17 protein-coding genes are annotated in these 25087 nt (G+C 42.5%); 12 read left to right on the plus strand and 5 right to left on the minus strand.

All coding sequences use genetic code 11. The features are described 5' to 3' along the window. Positions 1-4 precede the first annotated feature (4 nt). Positions 5-640: a Crp/Fnr family transcriptional regulator gene (locus ACYVBM_RS15990; RefSeq protein ID WP_460686692.1), complete on the minus strand. Its 636-nt coding sequence runs from the start codon at positions 638-640 to the stop codon at positions 5-7. Positions 641-769: 129 nt separating this feature from the next. Here ACYVBM_RS15990 and ACYVBM_RS15995 point away from each other — a divergent pair, with 129 nt between their 5' ends. Further along, positions 770-2110 carry an APC family permease gene (locus tag ACYVBM_RS15995; RefSeq protein WP_460686693.1) on the plus strand — a complete coding sequence of 447 codons (1341 nt, stop codon included), beginning with the start codon at positions 770-772 and terminating at the stop codon, positions 2108-2110. Positions 2111-2142: 32 nt separating this feature from the next. On the opposite strand, the gene ACYVBM_RS16000 is transcribed toward ACYVBM_RS15995, so the two are convergent. After that, positions 2143-2478 (minus strand): hypothetical protein, encoded by a 336-nt coding sequence (locus tag ACYVBM_RS16000; RefSeq protein ID WP_460686694.1) that lies wholly within the window; start codon positions 2476-2478, stop codon positions 2143-2145. Between the two features lie 229 nt (positions 2479-2707). Between ACYVBM_RS16000 and ACYVBM_RS16005 the strand changes: the two genes are divergently transcribed. The 6 genes from ACYVBM_RS16005 to ACYVBM_RS16030 all read left to right on the plus strand — a co-directional run bounded on the left by ACYVBM_RS16005 (position 2708) and on the right by ACYVBM_RS16030 (position 9541). Further along, positions 2708-3889 (plus strand): trans-sulfuration enzyme family protein, encoded by a 1182-nt coding sequence (locus ACYVBM_RS16005; protein WP_460686695.1) that lies wholly within the window; start codon positions 2708-2710, stop codon positions 3887-3889. Between the two features lie 186 nt (positions 3890-4075). After that, positions 4076-5287, plus strand: coding sequence for a T9SS ring complex lipoprotein PorK/GldK (gene porK / locus ACYVBM_RS16010; protein WP_460686696.1), 1212 nt, complete (start codon positions 4076-4078; stop codon positions 5285-5287). A 31-nt stretch (positions 5288-5318) separates the two neighbouring features. Then, the gene (locus ACYVBM_RS16015) at positions 5319-5948 is read left to right on the plus strand and encodes a GldL-related protein (RefSeq protein ID WP_460686697.1); all 630 of its coding nucleotides are present in this window, start codon (positions 5319-5321) and stop codon (positions 5946-5948) included. A 192-nt stretch (positions 5949-6140) separates the two neighbouring features. Further along, a complete protein-coding gene (gene porM, locus ACYVBM_RS16020; RefSeq protein WP_460686698.1) occupies positions 6141-7652 on the plus strand; it encodes a type IX secretion system motor protein PorM/GldM in 1512 nt (503 codons plus the stop codon). Positions 7653-7814: 162 nt separating this feature from the next. Further along, complete coding sequence (gene porN, locus ACYVBM_RS16025) at positions 7815-8852, plus strand: type IX secretion system ring subunit PorN/GldN (RefSeq protein WP_460686699.1); 1038 nt, start codon at positions 7815-7817, stop codon at positions 8850-8852. Positions 8853-8887: 35 nt separating this feature from the next. Then, the gene (locus ACYVBM_RS16030) at positions 8888-9541 is read left to right on the plus strand and encodes a DUF6089 family protein (protein WP_460686700.1); all 654 of its coding nucleotides are present in this window, start codon (positions 8888-8890) and stop codon (positions 9539-9541) included. Positions 9542-9729: 188 nt separating this feature from the next. Here ACYVBM_RS16030 and ACYVBM_RS16035 read toward each other — a convergent pair whose 3' ends face one another. Further along, entirely contained in the window at positions 9730-11241 is a 1512-nt protein-coding gene (locus ACYVBM_RS16035) for a lipopolysaccharide biosynthesis protein (RefSeq protein ID WP_460686701.1), read from the minus strand. A 66-nt stretch (positions 11242-11307) separates the two neighbouring features. Further along, positions 11308-12699, minus strand: a complete 1392-nt coding sequence (gene glmM, locus ACYVBM_RS16040; RefSeq protein ID WP_460686702.1) for a phosphoglucosamine mutase — start codon at positions 12697-12699, stop codon at positions 11308-11310. A gap of 191 nt (positions 12700-12890) precedes the next feature. Between glmM and metG the strand changes: the two genes are divergently transcribed. From metG to ACYVBM_RS16065, 5 genes are all read left to right on the plus strand, one after another. Further along, positions 12891-14981, plus strand: coding sequence for a methionine--tRNA ligase (gene metG, locus ACYVBM_RS16045; protein ID WP_460686703.1), 2091 nt, complete (start codon positions 12891-12893; stop codon positions 14979-14981). Between the two features lie 105 nt (positions 14982-15086). Further along, the gene (locus tag ACYVBM_RS16050; RefSeq protein WP_460686704.1) at positions 15087-19013 is read left to right on the plus strand and encodes an AsmA family protein; all 3927 of its coding nucleotides are present in this window, start codon (positions 15087-15089) and stop codon (positions 19011-19013) included. Positions 19014-19054: 41 nt separating this feature from the next. After that, positions 19055-19507, plus strand: coding sequence for a GNAT family N-acetyltransferase (locus ACYVBM_RS16055; RefSeq protein WP_460686705.1), 453 nt, complete (start codon positions 19055-19057; stop codon positions 19505-19507). A gap of 162 nt (positions 19508-19669) precedes the next feature. Next, entirely contained in the window at positions 19670-20797 is a 1128-nt protein-coding gene (locus ACYVBM_RS16060; protein WP_460686706.1) for a cysteine desulfurase family protein, read from the plus strand. Between the two features lie 169 nt (positions 20798-20966). After that, positions 20967-24293: a vitamin B12-dependent ribonucleotide reductase gene (locus tag ACYVBM_RS16065; RefSeq protein WP_460686707.1), complete on the plus strand. Its 3327-nt coding sequence runs from the start codon at positions 20967-20969 to the stop codon at positions 24291-24293. A 124-nt stretch (positions 24294-24417) separates the two neighbouring features. On the opposite strand, the gene ACYVBM_RS16070 is transcribed toward ACYVBM_RS16065, so the two are convergent. Then, entirely contained in the window at positions 24418-25086 is a 669-nt protein-coding gene (locus ACYVBM_RS16070; RefSeq protein WP_460686708.1) for a gluconate 2-dehydrogenase subunit 3 family protein, read from the minus strand. Between the last annotated feature and the right edge of the window lies 1 nt (position 25087).

The raw sequence follows: 25087 nt of genomic DNA on the forward strand, positions 1-25087 counted from the left end.
CACATTATTTTTCCTGCCTCACCCATTTAATGGTATTTCTGCCGATAACGACCCAGCCCCTGGTTTCCATTTTTTTTAAAAGCCGGCTGATTACCTCCCTGGATGAATTCAGGTCGTTGGCAATTTCCTGGTGGGTCATGCGCATGTCACTTCCCAGGGTTTCTTTTTGTTTTAGCAGATACGTTTCCAGGCGTTCATCCATACCTGTAAAAGCAATGGCATCAATCGTTCTCAGCAATTCTTCAAAACGGCTCCTGTAATTGGTAAGCACAAACCGGTACCAGCTTTTATACCGCCCCATCCACAGCTCCATACTTTTAAAAGGGATGCTGAGCAAAGTAACATCCGTTAAAGCCTTTGCAAGAATCTCGCTGGTTTCATGTTTTATGGCACAGATCATTGAAAGAGAACACGCCTGCCCGGCAGCCAGGTTATAAATAAAATATTCCCGCCCCTCCTCATCTTCGCGATACAGCTTCACAATACCATCCATTACCAGCATGGCCGAGCGAATGGTTTGCCCCGTTTTCAGCAAGGTATCGCCTGCACGTACTTTTTTAACCGTTCCCTGCTGCAAAAGCTCCCCGTACAATTCAGCTTCAAGTCCCGGAAATATATTTTTCAATACTTCAATTGTCATAATAGCCTCTTTATCCAATTAATTTTTGAAGTTAGCAGTTTTTAGTCTCATTTACAGTACCGGCAAAAGAACGGCATCATTCAGCTCACAAAAATCTATACAGCAAATATTTCTTTATCTTCAGGGCAAATGAAAAAACAGCTGGGACTTTTCGACCTTACCATGATTTGTATAAGCTTCGTGATAGGGATGGGTATTTTCAGAGCTCCGGTAAATGTGGCAAAAGCCGTTCCTGATATATTTACCTATTTTCTTTGCTGGCTGGCTGGTGGGTTAGTCGCCTTTTGCGGAGCACTCACCTACGCAGAAATAGGGTCGCGCAGCCCATCTACCGGCGGCTATTATAAAGTATTTTCTTACGCCTATCATCCTTCTATTGCGTTTGCCATCAACTGCATTATACTGGTCAGCAATGCCGCTTCGCTGGCGATGGTAGCCCTGGTAGGCAGTGAATATATTTCGGGAGTGCTGTTCCCTTCAGCTGCTTCTCTTAAAACTATCCAGGTGGCATTTGCAATTATAGCCATCATTATTTTTTATGGCGTAAATATGCTGGGGCTTAAACTAAGTTCGAAAGCCCAGAATGTTTTAATGCTGATCAAAATAGGCCTGGTTATCCTGCTTATACTTTCTATATTTTTTGCTGTTCCGGCGCCTGCCATACAGCAAAGCAGCACCGTATCTCCTTCAATGAAGGAATATATAAAAGCTTTTGGGATTGGCCTGGTAGCCGTAAGCTTTACCTATGGCGGCTATCAGCAAACGATCAATTTCGGTGAAGAGGTTAAAAATCCGCCACGCACCATTCCCCGAAGCATCTTGCTCGGCCTGCTCATTATTGTTTCTCTTTATCTTTTGGTAAACTATGCTTATATAAGGGTAATTGGTTTCGAACAATTGAAGGATAGTAAAAATATTGCGGCTATCATGGCTTCAAAAGTACTGGGTTCCAGAGCCGAAACAGTGCTGTCTGTATTATTGTTTATAGGGGTATTAGGTTACATAAACGGATCACTGTTAAGCAACCCCCGGGTGATGTACGCAATGAGCAGCGACAAAGTTCTGCCTTCCTTATTTTCTAAAACCAGCCGCAACGGCGTACTCACTACATCGCTTACGGTTTTTTCCTTGATTGCAGCCCTGGTTGTTTTTTGGGCAGAAGAGTTTGACAGGATCCTGAGCTTTTCTATTTTTCTTGACTGTTTCGGCATGGCCCTTTCTGCCGGAAGCATTTTTTATTTCAGGAAAAAAACCAGGCACCTGGATGGCAGCGGAATTTACACCATGAAGCTTTATCCCCTGTTACCTGTTATTTTTATTACTGCCTATATTTTCGTGGCGATCAGTATTGCTTTAGATTATGAAAAAAATAATTATGCCGCTTTAACGGGATGCGCCGTATTGCTTTTTTTCATGATCATATATTTTCTATTCTACAGAAAGGGTAATAAAAAAGAGATCCCCGATTGAGATCTCTTAATAACAGTTTGCTAAAAAAAATATCAGCTCTTTTTATTCTCTTTATAGCGCATATCTGGCGTACCGTCTTTTTTCAGGTGTTCACTGCTTTTAAACCTCTTATCTACCGTACCATCCTTTTTCAAATGAACGGTTCCGGCTGCTGATGCAGCAGTTTTTTTTGAAGCAGGTACCGGAGCTGTAGCTTTGGCAACGGGCTTCGCTGCTGGCTGAGGAGCAACAGCGGGCGCGGGGGTGCTTTTGGCATTAATTTTCATAACAGGTTTTACAGCAGGCCGGGGTTGGGTTGGGGTTGCAGTCTGGGCATTTACAAATGCAGTAGCCGATAAAAAAGCGATAATTGCTAGTAACTTTTTCATTTTTTAAAAATTTAAATTATTATTTACTACCCTAAAGTTATCATGCAATTCAGGGGTTATCGCTACATGCAATAGTTAATTAATCGCTAATTCAGATATACTGTAAATCATTGTTAATTGTATAGCCCGGTAAGCAGACATCCATAAAATATGCTTATAATTAAATGTAAAAATTCTTACAACAGCATCCGGTATTTTATCTTTGCTTATTTGTCAATTATAAATTTTTATGAACCCTCTATCATATATCATTAATGAACTTGGAGAAAACAGGGAGCAATATTTTAATGCAGTGGCCCCTCCTATATGGCAGGCCAGCAACTTTGCTTTTAAAGAAGCGGAAAAGTTTGCTCATGCTTTTGAAGATGAAAAAAACGGCTATCTGTATAGTCGCGGCGCCAACCCTACTACCGATATCCTGAGCAAAAAACTGGCGGCATTAGAAGGTGCTGAAGATTGCCTGTTATTTAACAGCGGGGCAGCCGCTATTTTTGCAGGTATCTTTTCTTTTCTAAAAGCCGGCGACCATATCGTATCCGTTAAAAACCCCTACAGCTCTGCCAAAAAAATGTTTGACGCTATATTGCCGCGCTTTAATGTTACCGTCACTTACACAGAAGGCAAAACGCTTGAACATTGGAAAGCAGCTACATTATCCAACACGGTGCTTTTTTATCTTGAATCGCCTAATAGCTGGACTTATGAATTACAGCCTTTACAGGAAATTGCCACTTTTGCCAAACAGAATAACATCATTACGTTTATCGACAATACTTATTGCACCCCGCTGTATCAAAATGTAATGGAGCTGGGTATTGATATTGCCATGCAAACCGCCACCAAATATATCGGCGGCCATAGCGATACTTTAGGGGGGGTGCTTTGCGGCAGCAATGCGCTGATGAAAAAAATTTTTGATACTGAATTTATGACCATCGGCAGCGGCCTGCAGCCGTTTAATGCCTGGCTGCTGTTACGCGGTCTCAGAACGCTGCCGATGCGCCTGGAACGCATTCACCACACCACCCAAAAGGTTATTGAGTTTTTGGACACGCATCATAAAGTTGAAAAGATCATATTTCCCTTTCATCCTTCATTTGAGCAGTACGAATTGGCAAAAAAACAAATGAAGGCCGCTTTTGGTCTGGTAACTATTGTGTTAAAAGAAAAAAGCCGTGAAACAATCATCAAATTCTGTGAGAGCCTGCAGCATTTTTTGATGGCAGTAAGCTGGGGTGGCCACGAAAGCCTGGTCATCCCCCGGTGTGTATTTATTAAAAAAGAGCTATACAACCCTGATAATGAATCTCATAACCATATAAGGCTTTACCTGGGACTGGAAGATGCAGATTACCTGATCAAAGATCTTGAAAAAGCGTTGGAGTTCCTGAATAAAAAGCCAGATACATAAAAAATTTCATTAATATATAATCATCCTTTATTAATTAAATTATAATCAGATTATTCAACTATTGCTGATTTAAAACCTAGGGCGCTTATATTTGCCTACCAATTTCAAATTTTTGGTATATGTTTTGCACCAAATTTGGGTTTTGGGGAATATTAACCGCATCTTAAAAATTCAGGCTATTTAAATATGAACAAACTCATTGCTTTTATATGCTTATTTGTATTTGCTTTCAATAATGCTGACGCGCAAAAGAGCTTTCGATTAAAAAAGCTGGTGGGCAAAAAATCGAATCTGTCCTCTACACTGCCCCTTTCTGTTGTAGAAATCCCCACAGGCACATTTATAATGGGTGATGAAAGCGATACCACCACTGTTTTAAAAAAAGAATTATCCAAGCCTGTGCTTATCAGCGGATTTTATATTTCTCAGACAGAGATCACCAATGCCCAGTATAAAGAATTTGTATACTGGGTAAGAGATTCGATAGCCGCGCGTACCCTGGGCGGCGAATATGTGGTCATCGAATCCGGAGATACTGCTGTCAACTGGAAGCTGGCCTCCAAAATCAATTATTCAGACCCTGAAATTGTCAGTCGCCTTGGCGATCTGTTAATTGATCCGTCTAAAACCATTAATAACAAACGCGCTATTGACCCTCAAAAGCTTATTTATCTTTTACAGGGATTTAATTACCTCGAAGCTGCTAAAAAAGAGAACAAAAACCGTCCTCCAAGCGATTTTATTTATAAATATGCTGTAGCCATTTACCCTGATACGCTATGTTGGATGAGGGATTTCGGGTATTCCAATAACGAGCAAATGGCCGTAGGATATTTCAGCAGCCCCAAATATCAGAATTACCCTGTGGTAGGTGTAAGCTGGAACCAGGCCAATGCTTTCTGCGATTGGATGACCAAACAAAAGATCAACACCTATCAGTCTAAAAATAAACTCTCGGAAGGTGGTAAATGCAGGCTCCCCACCGAAGCAGAATGGGCCTATGCTGCCAGCCTGAACCAGGCCAATGTGAATGCTAAAAAAACGGCTTCCGAAGAAGATAAAGAAGTGCCGGTTACTACGCAGGGAAAAATATTTCCCGTATACGTAAATGACAGCAAAAAAGGGAAAGCAGGGTTGTACAATATGGCCGATAATGTTTCTGAATGGATGGTAACTTCCTACTATGAAGGCGGAGAAAATTTCCAGAACAGGTTTAATCCTGATATTCAGTTTGGCACACCCGAATCCCAGTCTAAATTTCAAAGAAGAAAAGTTTTAAGAGGCGGCAGTTGGAAAGATTCACCCTCTATGGTTACTACCGCTAACCGTTCTTACGAAGACATGGATGCTACGCATTCCTATATCGGCTTCCGCGTTGTAGTAAATCTTCCTGAATAAATTCTTTATCTTAAACAATAAAACAAGCTATATGCCGGCAGTAGAACAAAAATCGAACATACAACGCTATTTAAACATTTTTTTCTCCCTTGGCGCCGTTCCTGTGCTTTTAGGAGCATTGTTCAAATTAACCAATACAGCACCTATCGGCGATCCTGATACCTGGCTGAAATTTGGTTTATACACAGAGGCCCTTGTCTTTTTGGTGTACGCTTTAATGTACGCTTTTAAACCCGAAGCGCTGGACGATACTACAAGCGTTGCGGTTGTGGAGGCAGCGCCCGCGCTAACATCACGTACCGGAAGCGCTCTTGCGTCTATGGACGAGATGCTGCAGGCAGCAGATATTACACCGGAATCGTTAGACAAATTGAGTGAAGGATTCAGGTCGCTTGAGGCGAATATTAACAGGATAGCCAATGCCACAAACGGTGTTGTAGAAACCGATGAATATGCCAAGCAGGTAAAAGAAGCTACCCTTTCTATTCATAGGGTAAATACTTATTACAACAAGCTGGCAGAAACATCTCATGCCCTGATCAACAGCGCAGAGGATGCAAAAGCCACACAAAAAGAAATGTCGGAACTGTCCAAGAATCTTGCGAAGCTGAATCAAATGTACAGCAGCATGATTGCCGCTATGCAGATGAAAGGATCGTAATTATATGATGTTTCCGGCGGCAGAACACGGAGCGTTAAAATTGCGTTGCACAATTCTGCTGTGGCATACACAGGTCTGCAGTCCAGAGAGGTTAGTAAAGTCAAAGATGAAGATGAAGATGAAGCAAATTAATTTCCGGCTTTTAAACCAATCTCAAATTTCAAATCATAAATCTCAAATCATACACACAACATGGCTTTACCTAAAGAGCCCCGGCAAAAAATGATTACTGTGATGTATTTAGTGCTTACCGCATTGCTGGCATTAAATATATCAAGCGAGGTATTGAATGCTTTCAGAACCATGAATAAAAGCTTCTCCAATGCCAACGCTACTATCGATAAAAAAACCCAAACGATCTTTGCTTCTCTGGAAAATAAAATAAATGATCCCAAAACCAGGGACCTTGCTGCTATCTGGAAGCCAAAAGCTGAAAGGGCGAGACAGCTTTCTGATGAAATGGTAGGCTACATCGACAATATAAAAACACAAATACAAAACGAAGCAGGGGGAGCAAACGGCGGCCACTTTAACGAAAAGAATACTAACGCCGCTACTAAAATTTTAGTAGATGGGAAAGAGGGAAACGAATTGTTTAACAAACTAACCGATTATAAAAAAAGCCTTTTAGGTATAGATGAAAAAGTCAACAATCAGTTTAAAAACAGCCTGCCGCTCGATTTAAGCATGCCTGTGGTGCAAAATAAAAGCAATAAAACCTGGGAAGATGCTTATTTCCGGAGAACGCCTGCTATAGCAGCTATTACCGTTCTTTCTAAATTTCAAAGCGATATAAAAAACGCTGAATCGCAGGTAGTTGAATACTGCCATAACCAAATTGGTGAAGTACAGGTGGTGTACGATGAATTCCAGGCCCTGGCCACGGCCAATGCGCAGTTTTTATTACCTGGCAGCGAATTTACCATTACTGCAGGGGTTGGTGCTTTCAGCAAAAATGCCAGGCCAACAGTTACCATTGATGGAACACCTGTTCCATTGAATGCCAATGGTTTGGCAGAATACAAAACAGTAGCCGGAGGCCCGGGTTCTTATACACGCAAGGTAAATATCTCTTTTGTAAAACCCGATGGTACAACCGCTACGCTTACCAAAGATATTAATTATGTAGTTGCTTCTCCCACAGGCCTTACTGTAAGCGCCGATGCTGTAAAGGTATTATATGTAGGCTTGGATAACCCCGTTTCCGTAGGCGGAGGCAGCGGTACCAGCGCCAGTAACCTTCGGGTATCTATAAGCCAGGGATCCATTTCCGGGAGCAATGGAAAATATATTGCAAAAGTCACAACGCCGGGAACAGCGAAAATTACGGTTAACGATGGCAAACAAACCACCAGCTTCGATTTCCGTGTAAAATCGGTGCCAACACCAACAGCTATGGTGGGAGCAAGCAAAGGAGGACGTATTCGTGTTAACGATTTTAAAGCCCAGGCTGGCGTGCGTGCAGAATTAGAAAACTTTGTTTTTGAAGGAGTTAAGTTTACTATAGTGGAGTATACCATGACTTTTGCCGGAGCAGGGTATCCTGAGTTTATGCATAAAGCCGTATCAGGCAACTCGTTTAATGCAGTACGCAGCCTTATAGAACGTGCCAAACCGGGAAGTACCATTACTATTGATGAAATAAGAGCTTCAGGTCCCGGCGGCACCAGAACTTTGCCTCCGATCGCTTTTAACCTGTACTAAATATGCCGGTTTGGTTTGATGTTTGAAATTAAAATGTAATATTAGACCGGCCCAATAATAAGATGTATTTAAAAACCATGAATAGTGAATAAAAAATTGAAGATAGAATTCCCTGCCGGTCAGGCGGGGCATCTGATCATTAAAAAAATAAAAAATATACAGATGAAATTTCGCATTACCTGTAATATTATAGTCCTTCTTTTGTTGGTTAGCGGTTCTGTTGCAGCGCAGCGGCGTAGTGCTTATGATACTCCGGTAAAAAGCAGCTCTTCAGGCAAAGAGTCGAAAAATACAACTCCTAAAACCAGGCCGGCTCAGGAGCCATCCGGAGAAAGCGGAAATGATACTCCTGTTTCCCATCAGAACCTGCCTGTAGAAGTAGTAGAAGATCAGGGCGACGGCGGCTTGTACGGCACTTCAAGGGCTACTTTAAGGAAAGATAACATCCTGGAGGATGACAATACGGATAGCACGGCCGTTCCATTGGATTATACCCCTTTATATGCGGCAGACGCCTTGTATCGGGTAAGGGTATGGCGTACCATCGATGCCCGTACCCAGCAAAACGCCCGGTATTTTTATAATAAAGCTATTGAAGGAGAAGATAGTAAAAGGCTGATTAACATTATGCTGAAAGCCATTAAAGAAGATAGCGTACAGGCATTCAGCAATATAGACGATCGTTTTACAACCCCTATCACCTTTGAAGAAGCCCTGGCAGGCTTTGGCGGAGGCCTGGATACATCTGCCAGGTATGATATGGAAGGAAATATTGCCGGTTATCAGGTAAGGAACCGGGCGGTATCTCCCGACTCAATTTACAAATTCAGGCTTAAGGAAGAGTGGCTGTTCAATAAGCGCGACGGAAAAACTTATGTGAGGATATTAGGGATCGCTCCTGTAACCAGCTATACTACTTCTGACGGATATACTATGGAAAACAGTGAGCATGCCGTATTCTGGATCTATTATCCCGATCTTAGAAAGGCACTGGTAAGAAATAAAATTACCAATCCGCTAAATATTAACGGATACGTAACCTGGGAGGAAGTATTTGAGAACAGGCTATTTGAAAGCAACATCCTTAAATCCTCGCTGGATGCAGAGAATGGCTTTAATCATACGCCTTTATCTGCGGAACAGGCAGATATCATACAAAAACAGCTCAACAACCTGAGTGCCCGCGGCTGGGCTAAATAAAAGTTTAATTAACCGTTATCGTTACCTACATGAAAATGAATAAATCTTTAATAACAGTTGTAATTATTACATTTTTAGTTTGTACGGGTAGTGCAAAGGCGCAGAAGTATACTCCTCAAAAGAACAGCCTTGGTTTTAATTTCGGCGCGCTTTCCTATTCAGGCAGGTTTGCTGTTGATGCAGGCTTAGCCAGTCATAGCTCTTTATACGCGTCGCTGGTGTACAGGAGAAAAGTTTGGGATAACCTATATATACGGGGAGAGCTTTTTGGTGGCCGGATGAGAGGCAAGAATACAGATGTTGCATCCCAGAAAGTAAAGCCCAACGGTGAGTTTCAGACAGAAATGGCCGAAGCAACCGTTAGGGCTGAATATGATTTTATCGATCTTTACTCCCACAAGGCTTCTCCGTTTATAAATGTTGGTGCTGGGGCGTATACACTGTTTAATTATTCTTCCAGCGAAGGACCAAAAGAAAGCAAAGACAAAACCGGATTTGCCATGCCTGTAGGCGGAGGAGTTAAATACAGGCTCAACAGCAGGGTGAAGCTCCTCGCAGAGGGAAACATAAGGTTCTTTACCAAAAATCTTGATAACAGAACAGGAGAGAACATCAATAACCCTAATAAATATTATAGCTTTGGTTTCGGTGTGATTTACGAACTGGACCCCTACAATATACTTTGGTAATAAGAGCGTAGCCTATAAATTTTATTTACGGAGCCTGCATGTATACTGCTGAGCGGTACCGGGATTTTGCAACATAGATAAAATCATCAGTTCTTTTACGGATATCTTTTACACATTCCGGCCAGCAGGGCGCTGCCTGCCAGGTATATACGCCAGTTATAGCACCAGCCTTATCAGCAGCCCTGCTTTTATTTTTCACGCCAGGGGCTGCGGTTCAGCAACGCCTGTAGAACAGGCCTGATATCCGGCGAGGGCTTCAGTATTAATATACCGCCAATAAATAGCAGCAAAGCAAAAATACTGCGGGTAAATAAACCGGTTAACCCGCTCCAGCCCTCAAATAATAACCAGGTAATCATATATACAGCGAGGGCAATATTAAGCACATAAACAGACTTAGGAGTAAAAGGAAACAGCTGGTATTTTTTCCATAAAAAAACAATACGAAAGGCATTATAAATAATAGCAGATATCAGTCCGGCGATGGTAGGCCCCAATATATCAAATTGCTTGGCGAGTAAGTAGCTAAGCGGCAACATACACCCCATTAATACCAGGCCGCTGTATAGTTCAAACCGCCAGAAATTAGAAGTGCCGATAATTTGTGCATTAACGCCGGTACCCAAATCAATCACCCTGGTAAGGCCCAAAAAAACAAATGGCAGGAAGCCCAGCAAATAATCACGGTTGATATTAAAAGTGATGACCGCATCTTTATAATTTAATACAATCAGTACAAATAAAACACAGGCAATTATGAGTAAATTAATAGAAGACCTTTGATAAATAGTTTGGATCGTTTGGATTTGCTTGTTTTTCCATGCAAATGACAAATGCGGTACGGCGGCGGCAACCACACTTCGTTGTGGTGCCTGAATAATGCCCGTCATTAATTGTGCCAGGGAAAAAACAGCGGCTTTTTCCAGGCCGTTAGGCAGTACAGAGGCTATTACTATGGTGTCGAATATTGCTGACAGGTTAAAAACAATACCGGCGCCAAATACAAATCCACAAAAAGCAGTAATTTTTTTCAGGAATTTTTTGGTTACCACACTTGCTTTAAGCGTGAGATGTATTTTTTTAGTTGTTACTAAATAAATAAGCAACGTAATAAAAAGTGCAAAATAAGAGAGTGAGAAAAGCATCACAAAAGTGTCGAAGCTTTTAATAATGCCGAAAGAAAATAAAACAACAAGAATAGTAATAATACACCGCCATTCTACTTCTTTTATAAATGTAGTGAGAACAGATTTCTGCAACACCCATCCATAGGCTTCCAGCACATTGTATAAAATAAGACCAAACACAAAAGGGAACAGCCAGGTATAATACTGCACAAAAAGAGCTGAGTTGGAGCCGAACTTTTGTATAACCAGTCCCTTAAATACCCAGCCACCAACAGCTACCAGTACACAGCCCAGAAAACTGATCACCAAAGCCCAGCTGATCTGGTCGTTTTTTTCGGCCGGTAACCTGTCATGGTAATAAGGAAAAAATTTATGTATATAACCCGGCATGGCCAGGCTGCCCACAGAGGATAAGAAAGAGCCTGCAGCAATAATCATATTATACAAACCATATTGGTCTGTAGAAAAAGCACCGTTTCTTGTAAAGAAATAAACGTTAACGAACCCGATCAGGAATCCGCTATATATAATAAGGGAAGAAATAATACTTTGCCGCCTGATTTTTGAGCTCATTATAGTGTTTACGGCCTGTTGTTTATACTACGCAACAAACCATACTCAAACATAGAACAATTTTGGCTATTTAATTTCTTCCTTTATATCCTCCATGAGCCTGTGGGCTATATTATTGGCCTTACTTTCAAAATCACTCTCCGAGTAAATACGGATAATAGGCTCTGTATTGGAAGTGCGGAGATGTACCCAGTCATTATCAAATTCTATTTTTAACCCGTCCTCTTCATTGATCGGGTTCCTGGCATATTTCTTTTTAATATTCTTAAAAACAGATTTTACATCAATGCTGCTGTCCAGTTCAATTTTATTCTTGCTGATAAAGTAATCCGGGTACTGGCGGCGTAAAGATTTGATGCTGCCTTTTTGATTAGCCAGTTGTGAAAGGAATAAAGCAATACCGATCAGCGCATCCCTGCCATAATGAAAGTCCGGTACAATAATACCCCCATTACCTTCCCCGCCGATCACTGCATTATGAACTTTCATTTTGGCAACTACATTTACCTCGCCTACAGCCGAAGGGAAATATTCACCGCCTCTTTTAACCGTAATTTCCTTAAGCGCTTTGGTGCTGCTCATATTACTTACAGTATTGCCCCCACGTTGAGAAAGTATATAATCTGCAACTGCAACCAGCGTGTATTCTTCGCCAAACATACTACCATCTTCACATACAAAGCAGAGCCTGTCCACATCAGGATCTACCGCAATACCCAGATCCGCCTTTTCTTTAACAACAGCATTGCTCAATTCAGTAAGATGATGGGGTAAGGGCTCAGGGTTGTGAGCAAAATTCCCGGTAATCTCTTTGTTCAGTACGGTCACTTTTTCTACGCCAAGCGCATGTAACAGCGCAGGCACAAAAGTGGCGCCGGTAGAATTGATCGCATCCACTACTACCTTAAACCCTTTTGCAGCAATAGCTTTTTTATTTACCAAAGGATATTTAAGAATGGCATCAATATGTTTTTGCATGTAGGAATCATCTGTAGTTACTTTCCCCAGCCTGTCTACCGCGACAAAATCAAAATCTTCTGCTTCGGCAATTTTTAACAGTTCCTGGCCGGTTTCGGCATCAATAAATTCTCCTTTTTCATTTAGCAGCTTCAGTGCATTCCATTCTTTAGGGTTATGACTGGCTGTAAGAATGATACCCCCATCTGCCTTCTCCATAGGAACGGCAATTTCTACTGTAGGAGTGGTACTTAAGCACAGGTCAACTACTTCTATTCCCATTGCAGAAAGGGTAGACTGAACCAGGCTACTGATCATGGCACCGCTGATCCGGCCATCGCGGCCTATCACTACTTTAATTTTTTTGTCCCTGCCGGTGTTTTTTTTAAGTATAGCACCATAGGCAGCAGTAAACTTCACCACATCAACAGGCGAAAGTGTTGCGCCGGTTTTTCCACCTATAGTTCCACGGATCCCGGATATACTTTTAATAAGAGGCATATATTCTTAAGTCTAATTTGGGCAGCAAATTTACGGGGCAATTCCCTATTTATTGCTTTTGTGGAAAAGAAAGTCCGGAAGACAGAAAGCCTGAAAGTTCCATGAACCATGAACTATATACTATGAACCATTAGCTAATTGCCCTATAATTAACTACTTTTGCAGGCTAAATAAAAGCATTTTTACAGGTTATGAGCGAGTTTAACAGGGTTTTGGTTACAGCAGCGTTGCCTTATGCAAACGGACCTATACATATCGGGCATTTGGCAGGTTGCTATATACCGGCAGATATTTATGTGCGTTACCAACGTGCACAAAAAAGGGATGTGAAATTTGTAGGGGGCAGTGATGAACATGGTGTGCCTATTACTATTCGTGCCATGAACGAGGGGGTAACACCGCAACAGGTAGTAGATAAATACCACGAGCAAATAAAGCATAGCATGGAGCAAATGGGTATCTCTTTTGATATCTATTCCAGAACTACAAGTCCTGTACATCATCAAACAGCCTCCGATTTTTTCAAAAAATTATATGATGAGGGCTTGTTTGAGGAAAGAGAGAGTGAGCAGTACTACGATGAAAAGGCCCATATGTTTTTGGCCGACCGTTATATCACCGGCGAATGCCCGGTATGTCATAATCCCAATGCATATGGCGACCAATGCGAAAAATGCGGCAGCTCTTTATCGCCGGAGCAACTGATCCATCCCCGGAGTACGCTGAGCGATGCGATACCGGTAAAAAAGAAAACCAAACACTGGTATTTCCCTTTACAGAACTATGAGGGATTTTTGAAAAAATGGATACTGGAAGAACATACGGAATGGAAAAATAATGTTTTTGGACAGTGCAAAAGCTGGCTCGATAACGGCCTGCAAAGCCGTGCTATGACGCGCGACAGTAATTGGGGTATCAAAGTGCCTTTGCCCGGTGCAGAAGGGAAAGTGCTGTATGTATGGTTTGATGCGCCAATCGGGTATATTTCTGCCACCAAAGAACTGACAGATAAATGGGCTGATTACTGGTGTAAAGAAGATACCAAGCTGGTGCATTTCATTGGTAAGGACAATATCGTTTTTCACTGTATCATTTTTCCTGCCATGCTGAAAGCGCACGGTGGATTTGTATTGCCTGATAACGTGCCGGCCAATGAGTTCTTAAATATTGAGGGAGACAAGGTTTCTACCAGCCGCAACTGGGCAGTATGGGTACATGAGTATATAAAAGATTTCCCGGGCTGTGAGGATGTATTGCGCTATGTGCTATGTGCCAACGCCCCCGAAAATAAGGATAATGATTTTACCTGGAAGGACTTCCAGGACAGGAATAATAATGAGCTGGCGTCTATTTTCGGGAACTTCGTAAACCGCACTTTTGTACTGATGCACAAATTATGTAGCGGTAAAGTTCCTAAGCTGCATACAGACGTTTTGGACGAAAAAGACCAGCTGATCATTGCAGATATTGAAGCATCAAAAGCAAAAGTACAGACTGCGCTGGAGCATTACCGCTTTAGAGATGCGCTGTATGAGGTGATTGACCTGAGCCGTAAGGGTAATAAATACATGCAGGAGAAAGAGCCCTGGATAGTAGCTAAAAAACTGGCCGAAGATCCTGAAGCTCAAAAAAATATTGACAACTGCCTGCATTTATGCTTACAGCTAACCGCCAACCTCGCTATTCTGATCAACCCATTCCTTCCGGCTACCGCTAAAAAAATGCTGCACATGATGAAAGTGGTCGATAAAATGCTGGAATGGGATAATGCCGGCAAAATCAATCTTTTGAGCGTAGGCTACAGCCTGCGCGCACCGGAAATTTTATTCAGGAAAATTGAGGATATGGAAATAGAAGCGCAGATACAAAAGCTGAAAGCAGGAAGTATAAAGCCTGAGGCTGAAAGTAAAATGCAGGAAGCAGCAAACCTTCAGCCTTCTGCGTTAAGCGTTAAGCCTGCAATACAATTTGATGATTTTGCTAAAATTGACCTTCGTACCGGTACGATATTATCTGCCGAAAAAGTGGAAAAGGCAGATAAGTTATTAAAGCTGGTCATTGATCTGGGTTTCGAAAAAAGAACGATTGTTTCGGGTATTGCCCTCCATTTTCAGCCCGAAAACATTGTCGGGAAAAAAGTAGTGGTGGTGGCCAATCTTGCCCCGAGGAAAATGCGGGGCATTGAAAGTAACGGAATGATACTGATGGCAGAAGATACAGACGGTAAGTTAAAATTTGTAAGCAGCGATGCGGCAACGGCAGACGGCAGCCAGGTAAGTTAAAAAGATAAAAGTTCATGTTTGAAAGGCCGGTATTTTTTATCCGGCCTTTTATGTATTTTTAATCGGCATATACATTTTTGACTGTCTGTAAACAATATCCGTCGCTTGAAAAAAAAGATCAATTTACGGGAGCTGAAGCTGAGGCGTTTGCGCTTTAAAAGGTTTACCTATCGTACGGGCCTTATACTATTCGGCATCATAGCTACCGCTATACTTGCATTTAACTTCTGGTTTATAGATCATGCCGAAGAAGCGCTGGAGCAAATAGTTTATACACAGTCAAAAGGAAAGCTGAAACTAAAAGTAGGCAGGTTCAGGTTCAACTGGATCAAAAACAAAATAGAGCTTCAGAAAGCTTCTATTATTTCAAATGATTCTACTATAGCCACGAGCTATGCTGTTAACACCAAACGGATCCTTATTAAAGCCAGGGGCTTTCTGCCTTTGCTTTTTAACAGGGAAATCCTGATAGATTCCATCAGGCTTCAATCGCCGGCTGTGGTATTTACCAGGAATATTCCCCGTGTTAAGAATAAAGCAGGTAAAGATACTTCGAACAGTAATTTTTCAGTAGCAGAGGAAATGGGCCGTATATCAAAGTCTATCACAGATGCGATCAATGTTTTACAGATCGACAAATTCAGGTTGGATGACGGGAGCTTCTCGCTTATTGACAACACTCAAAAAAATGAAACGCCTTTCGCTGTAAACAATATTTATATACAGCTGGATAATTTACAGTTTGATTCAACACAGTCTGGAAAAAAGGGAAAAGAAAAGATCACGTTTACAGATAATATTGCTATAAGAACATTTGATCAGCACCTGGTATTTCCCGGCGGCAGGCATTTTATCGCTTTTAAAGATTTCAGGGTAAACCTCGCGAACCAGCGGGTAGAATTTGACAGCTGTACGGTGCGTGCTTTAAAAGGAGACAGCTCGAGAACCTCTTTCAGGATATTCTTTGACAAACTGCAGCTTACCAATATCAATTTTGATTCTTTGTACAGTAATGAAACGATCATTGCCGATTCGGTATTCTGCAGCCGCCCGAAAATTTTCCTGGATATAGACAGTGATCAGAAAACAAATAAAAAACAAAAAAATACAGGGAAAAGAAAAGTAGGTGTTGAACGTGTGGATGCCGTTATACAACAATTGCTGGGTGATATGGTGCTTAATTATGTAGGGGTTAAAAATGCAGAGATTGACGTAAGCACTATAAAGAAAGCTAAGGCCAGCACTTTTTCATCACGTAATAATAATTTTGAAATATATGGATTGGCAGTACGCCAGAATGAGGAAAGGCCGGTTCACCTGGACAAGTTCATCATGACCCTGCACAACTTTGAGAATGTATTAAACGACGGGCGCTACAGGATTGCTTTTGACAGTATCGGATTTGAAGATGATGTGATCAACCTGAATAAATTTTCCTTTAAAGAGTATGATCGGGGCCGCACAGTTAAGATCCTGGCTATGCCGAGCTTCAGGGTACGCGGACTTTCGTGGGAATCGCTTTTATATGATAACATTTTTTCGGCCAGGAGCGCAGAGTTCTTCAGTCCTGTAGTAGATTATACTACCAATGGGAAAAAGAAAAAAAAGCGTTCAAAAAATCTTTTTGAAACGCTTAATAACATTGATGATGTGATGGATCTGAAAAACCTTTTGATACATGAGGGCGATATTGTATTCCGGTTTAGCAATGGCGCTTCTCTTAGCCTGTTCAATACCAATCTTGACCTGCGGGCCAATGATCTCACCAGCGCCAATAAAATCAAGAGTGTGCAGCGTTCTGTAAACGTGCTGAACTTCGATAAAGGCGTATTCAAAAAAGATGATCTTATAGCTCATCTTAATAAAGTGGAGCTTTCAGAAAATAAAAGCGGATTAAAAGCCGCAAATATGTCGCTGCGATCCAACGATATTAAAGCCAATGCCAGCAATATACACCTGGGAGACATAGTATTAGACAGCACCCGCCAGAGTTTAATAGTTAACGGCGTGAGCTGGAACAGGGCAAACATTATACTGGATAAGACAAACGAAACCAGGCAGCATAAAACAGCTAAGCCGCGCAAAGCAAAAACATTGCTGCTCCTAAGAAATATAAAGGGGAATCATACTGATATTGACCTCACAATTAAGCAAAATAAGCTGACCGGCTATTTCAATAGTATTCTTGTAAATGAATTTGCAAACAATGCAGCAGGTAAGCCCGACATAAAAGGGCTGAGCCTTGATGGAAGAGACCTGTTTTTTTCAGGCCCTGATATGCGGGCATCTGTTGCAGAAATGGACATTACAGATAAGAATAACAGTGTGCTGAAAAATATTCATTTTGAAAAAATAAACCAGATCGATTCTATCATCGCCGCTGTTCCCAGGCTTACAATCATCCCTAATATTGCAGAAATAGTGGCAGGTAGCCTCACCTTACAGGGCATCGTTCTTACAGACCCTGTAGTTACTGCAAGGCTCGGGAAAAAAGAAAAGACAGCACAGGATGCAAAGAAAAAAGGAACAGCAATAAATATTGGTGCTGCGCTTTTTGAAAGGCCCGACATAAAGCTTACACTTATTAATAAAAATGATTCAGCAAGCTATATAAACTGGGATGGGGTTCAGCTAAACAGTTATCTTAAGGTTACTAATTTAGCATCTGTTCCGGAGATACCTGTTAAAGCAGACCAGGTAAAAATGTTTCTTACCAATTTTGAGTTTATCAGCTCAAAAGGTAAAAGAACCGCCACCAACGATAATAAACTGAATCTTGAATTCAACGATGTGCTGGTGAAAAAAAACGACCAGGGCAAATTGGACTGGCAAACCAGTATGAACATTCTTTCTTTAGATAAGATGGCTTTTGACAGCCTGGGGAAAAACAATTCGGTACTGGAGCTGGATAAAGGCGATGTGCGTAATATTGCATTAAGCTCGAAATACATTCAAAGCCCTGTTGATATCCTTATTAACAGCAATAAGCTGCATATAAACGGCACTAACGGAAAATTTGCCACGGGAAAAAATACCTTGCAGTGGTACGGATTTACAGTAAAAGACAGGGTATTAGGCATGGATTCATTGAGTTTGGAGCCCAAACAACCTGTTGAAGCATACAGGATCGCCAAGGCCTTTAATGAAGATTATTTAAAAATACACACCGGAAAAATTACCGGCGGGCCTATTGATCTGGAAAAATACAGCCACGACAGCATTTTGAGCATTGGCAGTATAGAACTGAATGATGTAAACCTGTTTACTTTCAAAGACAAAACACAGCCGGACACCGTGATCAAATATAAACCACTTCCTGCTGAAATGCTACGAAAGCTCAAAGGCAGTCTTGATATAGATAGTGTACGCATCCATAACATGCACGTTACTTACTGGGAAATCAATCCTAATACAGATACCTTAGGTGTTATTCCTGTAGATAACCTGAACGTGCTGATGACCCATATTAAAAACTATGATATAAAACCTGAGGATAGTATTTATATACTTGCTACCGCAGATGTGCTGGGCAGTCTGCATACAACGCTTGATGTAGCACAGTCTTACGCAGACACCACGGGTTATATGCGTATGAACCTTACTACAGGACCTATGGATCTTACAAAATTCAATACAGTATTAGTGCCGCTGGTGGGTGCTAAAGTTTTTGATGGCCGCTTAAAAAGCCTTAGTGTAAATGCCATTGGCAATAACGATGCTGCTATTGGCACTGCATACATGAATTACAGAGGCCTGAATGTAGGCCTCCTTAACAAGAACGATCTGCCTAATCAAACCTTTATAAACAGGTTGGTGAGCAGGCTGGCTATGATATTTATTGTGCGCAAAAATAACAGGGGAAAAGAATCATTGGTTTTCTTTGAGCGCTGGCAGGAAAAATCGGCTATCAACTATATTATCAAAACCACGCTTGAGGGTATTAAATCAAGCATAGGCCTGCCCGGCGCTAAAAAGAAGCTGCGCAGGTATCATAAAAAGATCATACGCCAGCCGGAAAAACAATCCCTGTAACCAACCAGATTCAATATAGCTCATTCAATTTATATTATAAAATGCTCTTCAATACATTACCTGATGATTTTTATGAAAACAACTATTTGTTCTCTTTCGATAAATCAAAAATTCAAATAGCTGTAGTTTATAAATACCTGAGTGAAGAAAGTTACTGGGCGCAGCGTATTCCGCTCGCTATAGTAGAGCGTTCGATTCAAAACGCCATATGTTTAGGCATATATGATAGCCAGGGAGCGCAAATCGGTTTCGGACGTATGATAACTGACCAGGCTGTATTTGCTTACCTGGCCGATATTTTTATACTGAAACCTCACCGGGGAAAAGGATTATCTAAAACAATGGTACAGGCTTTTTGCAACCTGGCAGAAAGTTTTGAAGTACGGAGATTGATGCTTGCCACACAGGACGCGCATGGACTTTATGCACAGTATGGCTTTGAGCCACTTTCCAATCCTGAAAGAATAATGGGGAAAAAGGGGGTTAGTTACTAAATGGTCCTATAGCTGTACAATCATAAAAAAACTCTTTTCTTTTCCGGCACCTCCTTTTAAAAATTTACAGTTTTATAGATACGCAATAATGACCAAAATCATAGAACACCGATCTTTTTGTTTCTTAACTTTGCTCCTTATATTTTTAGCTCACTCCCTGTTATGGACAGAATATATTTAGATAATGCTGCAACAACAGCGCTTGATAAAGAAGTATTAGAGGCCATGCTGCCTTATATGACTACTTATTTTGGCAATCCCTCTTCTATATACTCCTACGGCCGCGAAACCCGCCTTGCTGTTGAAAATGCACGCAAAACCGTGGCTAAATTACTGGGTGCCCATCCCGGCGAAATATTTTTCACCAGCGGTGGAACAGAAAGCAATAACACAGCCATCCTATCTGCTATCCGCGATCTGGGGTGCAAACATATCATTACATCTCCCATTGAACACCATGCTGTATTGCATACGGTGCGCCATTATACCTGCGGAGAAGATGTCACTTCAGGGTTTGTAAAATTGTTGCCGGACGGGCATATAGATCTAAACAGCCTGGAAGAACAACTGGCCATAGCAGGCAAAAAATGCCTGGTTAGCCTGATGCATGCCAATAATGAAATAGGCAATTTGCTGAGTATAAACGCAATAAGTACATTATGTAAAAAGTATAATGCTGTTTTTCATTCTGACTGTGTGCAAACTGTTGGCCATTATCCTATTGATCTCAGTCGCATACAGGTAGATTTTATTGCCGCTACGGGTCATAAATTTCATGGACCTAAAGGAACAGGTATTTTATATATAAGCCGCGATATACAGGCCCGGCCAATGATACACGGCGGGGGACAGGAACGCAATATGCGTGCAGGTACCGAAAATGTATACGGCATCGTAGGCTTTGCCAAAGCCCTGGAGCTGGCAATGACCAACTATGAAAAAGATTCAGCCTATATACGGGACCTTAAAGAATATATGGCCGGGCAGCTACAGGCCCATATTCCCGGTATCAGCTTTAATGGAGATTATAACGGGAGCTCCCTGTACACTGTTCTTAACGTATCTTTCCCGATCACCGACAAATCTGACATGTTATTGTTCAATCTTGATATCAATAACATCTGTGTATCAGGCGGAAGCGCCTGCAGCAGTGGCGCCAGCCAGGGTTCGCATGTAATTAATGCGATCACCGGCGATCCCGGTAAAATGGCCATCCGCTTTTCTTTCAGCAGGCATAATACCAAAGAAGAAATAGACAGGGTGATTGCTAAAGTCAAAGAATTGATATAGATCAATATAATAAATTACATTTTTTCAACTACCTAGCTGCTGGCTTTGTTTTAGGTAATCTGGATTCCCGTTTTCCACATTTGTGCATATTTGTTTCTCGGAATCTTCTGTAACATAGAATAATTTAGACCTGCTGTTTCACCCCTTTTCACCTTTAAACAAATCTAAGATGGCAGGTAAACAATCCACACAGACAGGTCTTGTATTCTCCAGGAAATTTACAAAAGACGATATCAGTCCTTATGATATGTTTGAATATGACTATCGTACCTCGTTGATCAAAAACCCAACGGGCGAAATAGTATTCGGGTTAGATGATGTGGAAGTACCTAAGCAATGGAGCCAGATAGCAACAGATATCCTGGCACAAAAATATTTCAGAAAAGCAGGCGTTCCCCGGCCTGACGGCACTACAGGCAGGGAAACCAGCGTGAAGCAGGTAGCTCACCGGCTGGCGCATTGCTGGCGCATGTGGGGCGAACGGTATGGCTACTTTGCAGGCCGGCAGGATGCACAGGTATTTTATGACGAGCTGGTTTATTCTCTGCTCAGCCAGTCCTGCGCGCCCAACAGTCCGCAATGGTTTAACACCGGTTTGTATGAAGTATATGGTATTACCGGCAAGCCCCAGGGGCATTACTATGTTGATCCTAAAGACGGCGAATTAAAAAAATCTACCAGCGCCTATGAGAGGCCACAGCCTCATGCTTGCTTTATTCTAAGCGTAGATGATGACCTGGTAAATGAGGGTGGTATCATGGACCTATGGGTGCGTGAAGCCCGTATTTTTAAATACGGGAGTGGCGTGGGCACTAACTTCAGCAATATACGTGGCGAAGGGGAAAAGCTTAGTGGTGGCGGCACTTCCAGCGGCTTAATGAGCTTTTTGAAAATAGGCGACCGGGCTGCAGGCGCCATTAAAAGCGGGGGAACCACGCGGCGTGCCGCGAAAATGGTCTGCCTCGATTTAGACCACCCCGAAATTGAAGCATTTGTGAACTGGAAAGTAAAAGAAGAAGATAAAGTAGCGGCTTTAATAGCAGCAGGTTATTCAAGCGATTATGAAGGTGAGGCATACCGGACAGTAAGCGGTCAAAACAGCAACAATTCTGTCCGCATTCCCAATTCATTTTTTAAAGCGCTGGCAGCAGATGGCAACTGGGAATTGAAAGCAAGGAGCAATGGGAAGGTGATGAAGACCATCAAAGCGCAGGACCTCTGGAACCAGATCAATTATGCGGCGTGGCGTTGTGCCGATCCCGGAACACAATATGACACCACTATTAATGAATGGCATACCTGCCCTGAAGGCGGATCTATACGCGCCAGCAATCCCTGCAGCGAGTATATGTTCTTAGATAATACAGCCTGTAACCTGGCCAGTGTAAACCTCCGTAAGTTTTTCAACGAAAAAGAAAATCTTTTTGATGTTGACGGTTTTGAATATACCTGCCGCTTATGGACAACCGTTCTGGAGATCTCGGTACTGATGGCACAGTTCCCCTCCAAAGAAGTAGCACAGCTAAGCTATGATTACCGTACACTTGGATTGGGGTATGCTAACCTGGGCAGTATGCTGATGGTAAGTGGTATTCCTTACGACAGTGATGCGGCACGTGGCATTGCCGGTGCTGTTACAGCGATCATGACAGGCGTGGCTTACGCTACATCGGCAGAAATGGCCTCGTATCTGGGAGCCTTCCCACGCTTTGAAGCAAATAAACAACACATGATGCGCGTGATGCGCAATCATCGTGCAGCAGCCTATGATGCAGGCGAGGCCTATGAAGGCCTGCAAATAAAACCAATGGGTATTGATGCGGCTCATTGCCCCGACTACCTCTTAAAAGCGGCCACACGTGCATGGGATAAAGCCGTTCAGTTGGGTGAGCAATACGGCTATCGTAATGCGCAAACCACAGTTATTGCCCCAACCGGCACCATTGGTTTGCTGATGGACTGTGACACCACCGGCGTAGAACCCGATTTTGCACTGGTAAAGTTTAAAAAACTGAGCGGTGGCGGTTATTTTAAAATCATCAATCAAAGCGTGCCACAGGCATTGCGTACTTTGAAGTATAGCGACCGGCAGATTGAAGGTATTGTAAATTATGCAAGGGGGCATGCCACATTAAAAAATGCACCTTATATAAATGAGGAACGTCTTATTGCTAAAGGGTTTACAACAGATGAAATAGAAAAGCTCAATGCAGCTATGGCCACTGCTTTCGAGATCAGCTTTGCATTTAATGTATTCACCCTGGGAGAAGCCTGCTTGCAACGCCTGGGCTTTACACCGGAAGACTATAATGATTTCAGCTGGAGCCTGCTGGAGGCCTTAGGCTTTACCGGGGAGCAGATTGAGGCAGCGAACACGTATGTGTGTGGAACTATGACCGTTGAAGGCGCACCTCATTTGAAAGAAGCGCATCTGGCTGTTTTTGATTGCGCTAATAAGTGCGGCCCTGCCGGCAAACGCTACATTCATGCACATGGGCACATCCGCATGATGGCCGCAGCACAGCCTTTTTTAAGTGGTGCCATCAGCAAAACTATTAACCTGCCCAACGAAGCGGCTGTTGAAGAAATTGCCGATGCCTATAAGCTGAGCTGGGAACTGGGGCTGAAGGCCTGTGCCTTATATCGTGATGGCTCTAAGCTCAGCCAGCCATTAAGTAATACGGTCAATAAGAAAAAGAAAGCGGATGCAGCAGCAGCTGAAACCGAATCACCGGTTGCCGGCACTCATATTGTTGACCTGGGCAGGCTTACTATTGAAGAATTATTAGAAGAAGTAAATAAACGGGTGCAGAACAGCGCCGATACCCGCTTAAAGCGCCAGTTGGCTATGATTGTTGAGCGCCGTACTTTACCCGCCAAACGCAGGGGTTTTACACAAAAAGCCAAAATAAGCGGGCAAACACTTTTCTTACGGACCGGAGAGTATAACGACGGAACCTTAGGCGAAATATTTATTGATATGGCGAAGGAAGGAGCTACCATGCGCAGTATGCTCAATTGTTTTGCGATTGCGGTTTCCATTGGCCTGCAGTATGGTGTACCGCTGGAAGAGTTTGTAGAAAAGTTTGCATTTACCCGCTTTGAGCCTTCGGGTATGGTGCAGCACCCGAATATAAAATCGACTACTTCTATTATTGATTTCATTTTCCGTGCACTGGCTTACGATTACCTGGGCCGTACTGACCTGGTGCATGTGCTGGATAAAGCAGACAACCCAGATAATGACGGGGATGATGAAAACTGGGATGAAAATACCCCTACTATTGGCGAGCGGGTACATGAAGTAAGTGATATGCGTGTTGTCGGTAGCCTCCCCAAAAAAACCACTGATGCATCAGGGCTTGATGCAGTAAATGCAGCAGTGAAAAGTATGCAGAGCGATGCCCCGGCATGTAATGTTTGCGGCCATATTACTATCAGAAGCGGCACCTGCTATAAATGCCTGAATTGTGGAAATAGTTTAGGTTGCAGCTGAGTGATAGAAAACATATACTATCATCGCATAAAATTATACAGAAGATGCCCAGGTAGGCCTTCGATATGTTGCGGTTCAAAGGGTCATTATCCTGCATAAAATCATGCACGCATAATACCCGTTTTTAGGTAGCCCACCCCTTATCCCCTTTTGTATAAGGCATACAGGGATCATATTTACCAGGAACAGCTGCATAGCGGAGCGCTTTGGTGGCACCTGGCTCGGAGGTGAAGAAGCCCAGTAAAGTAAGCTCTTTCATCATACTGAAATAATGCTTGGGCATCACCGCTTTTACATAGCTAAAATTACCTTTGCGCTTCTCAACAGAGTCTTTTATTGCTTCCCGGGCAGCGAGTTCATCTCTTTTACTTTTGTATTCCGATGTTTGAGTGTACTCGTTTGCCTCTTTATCCAAGGCCGTTAATAATAGGGTACGCTGCTCCGGTGTTAGTTGCATAAAGCCATTACCGTATTGCTCTTTACTCATCGCTTCTATGGTATCTAATCCCTTCCTGAAAATTTCCTGATCGTCTGGCGTATAACAGTCCCGTACCATCACATTCATAAATTCACCTACACCGGCATCTTTGGCGCCGGGTGTTTCAGTACGCGGTATAATGGTTTCGGCGATCTCATCAAGGAAAGCTATTTTCTCTTGGTTAAAGAAGCCGGTGCCTGCCCCGCCACCTTCCTTTGCAGAAGGCCTACAGCCCGTTTGAATGAACAATTCTCCTCCCAAAACAGCGCCGCCCATCAGTAGCGCAACTTTTTGTACTGCTTGTCTTCTGTTCATA

The sequence above is a fragment of the Niabella aquatica genome, assembly GCF_054779315.1.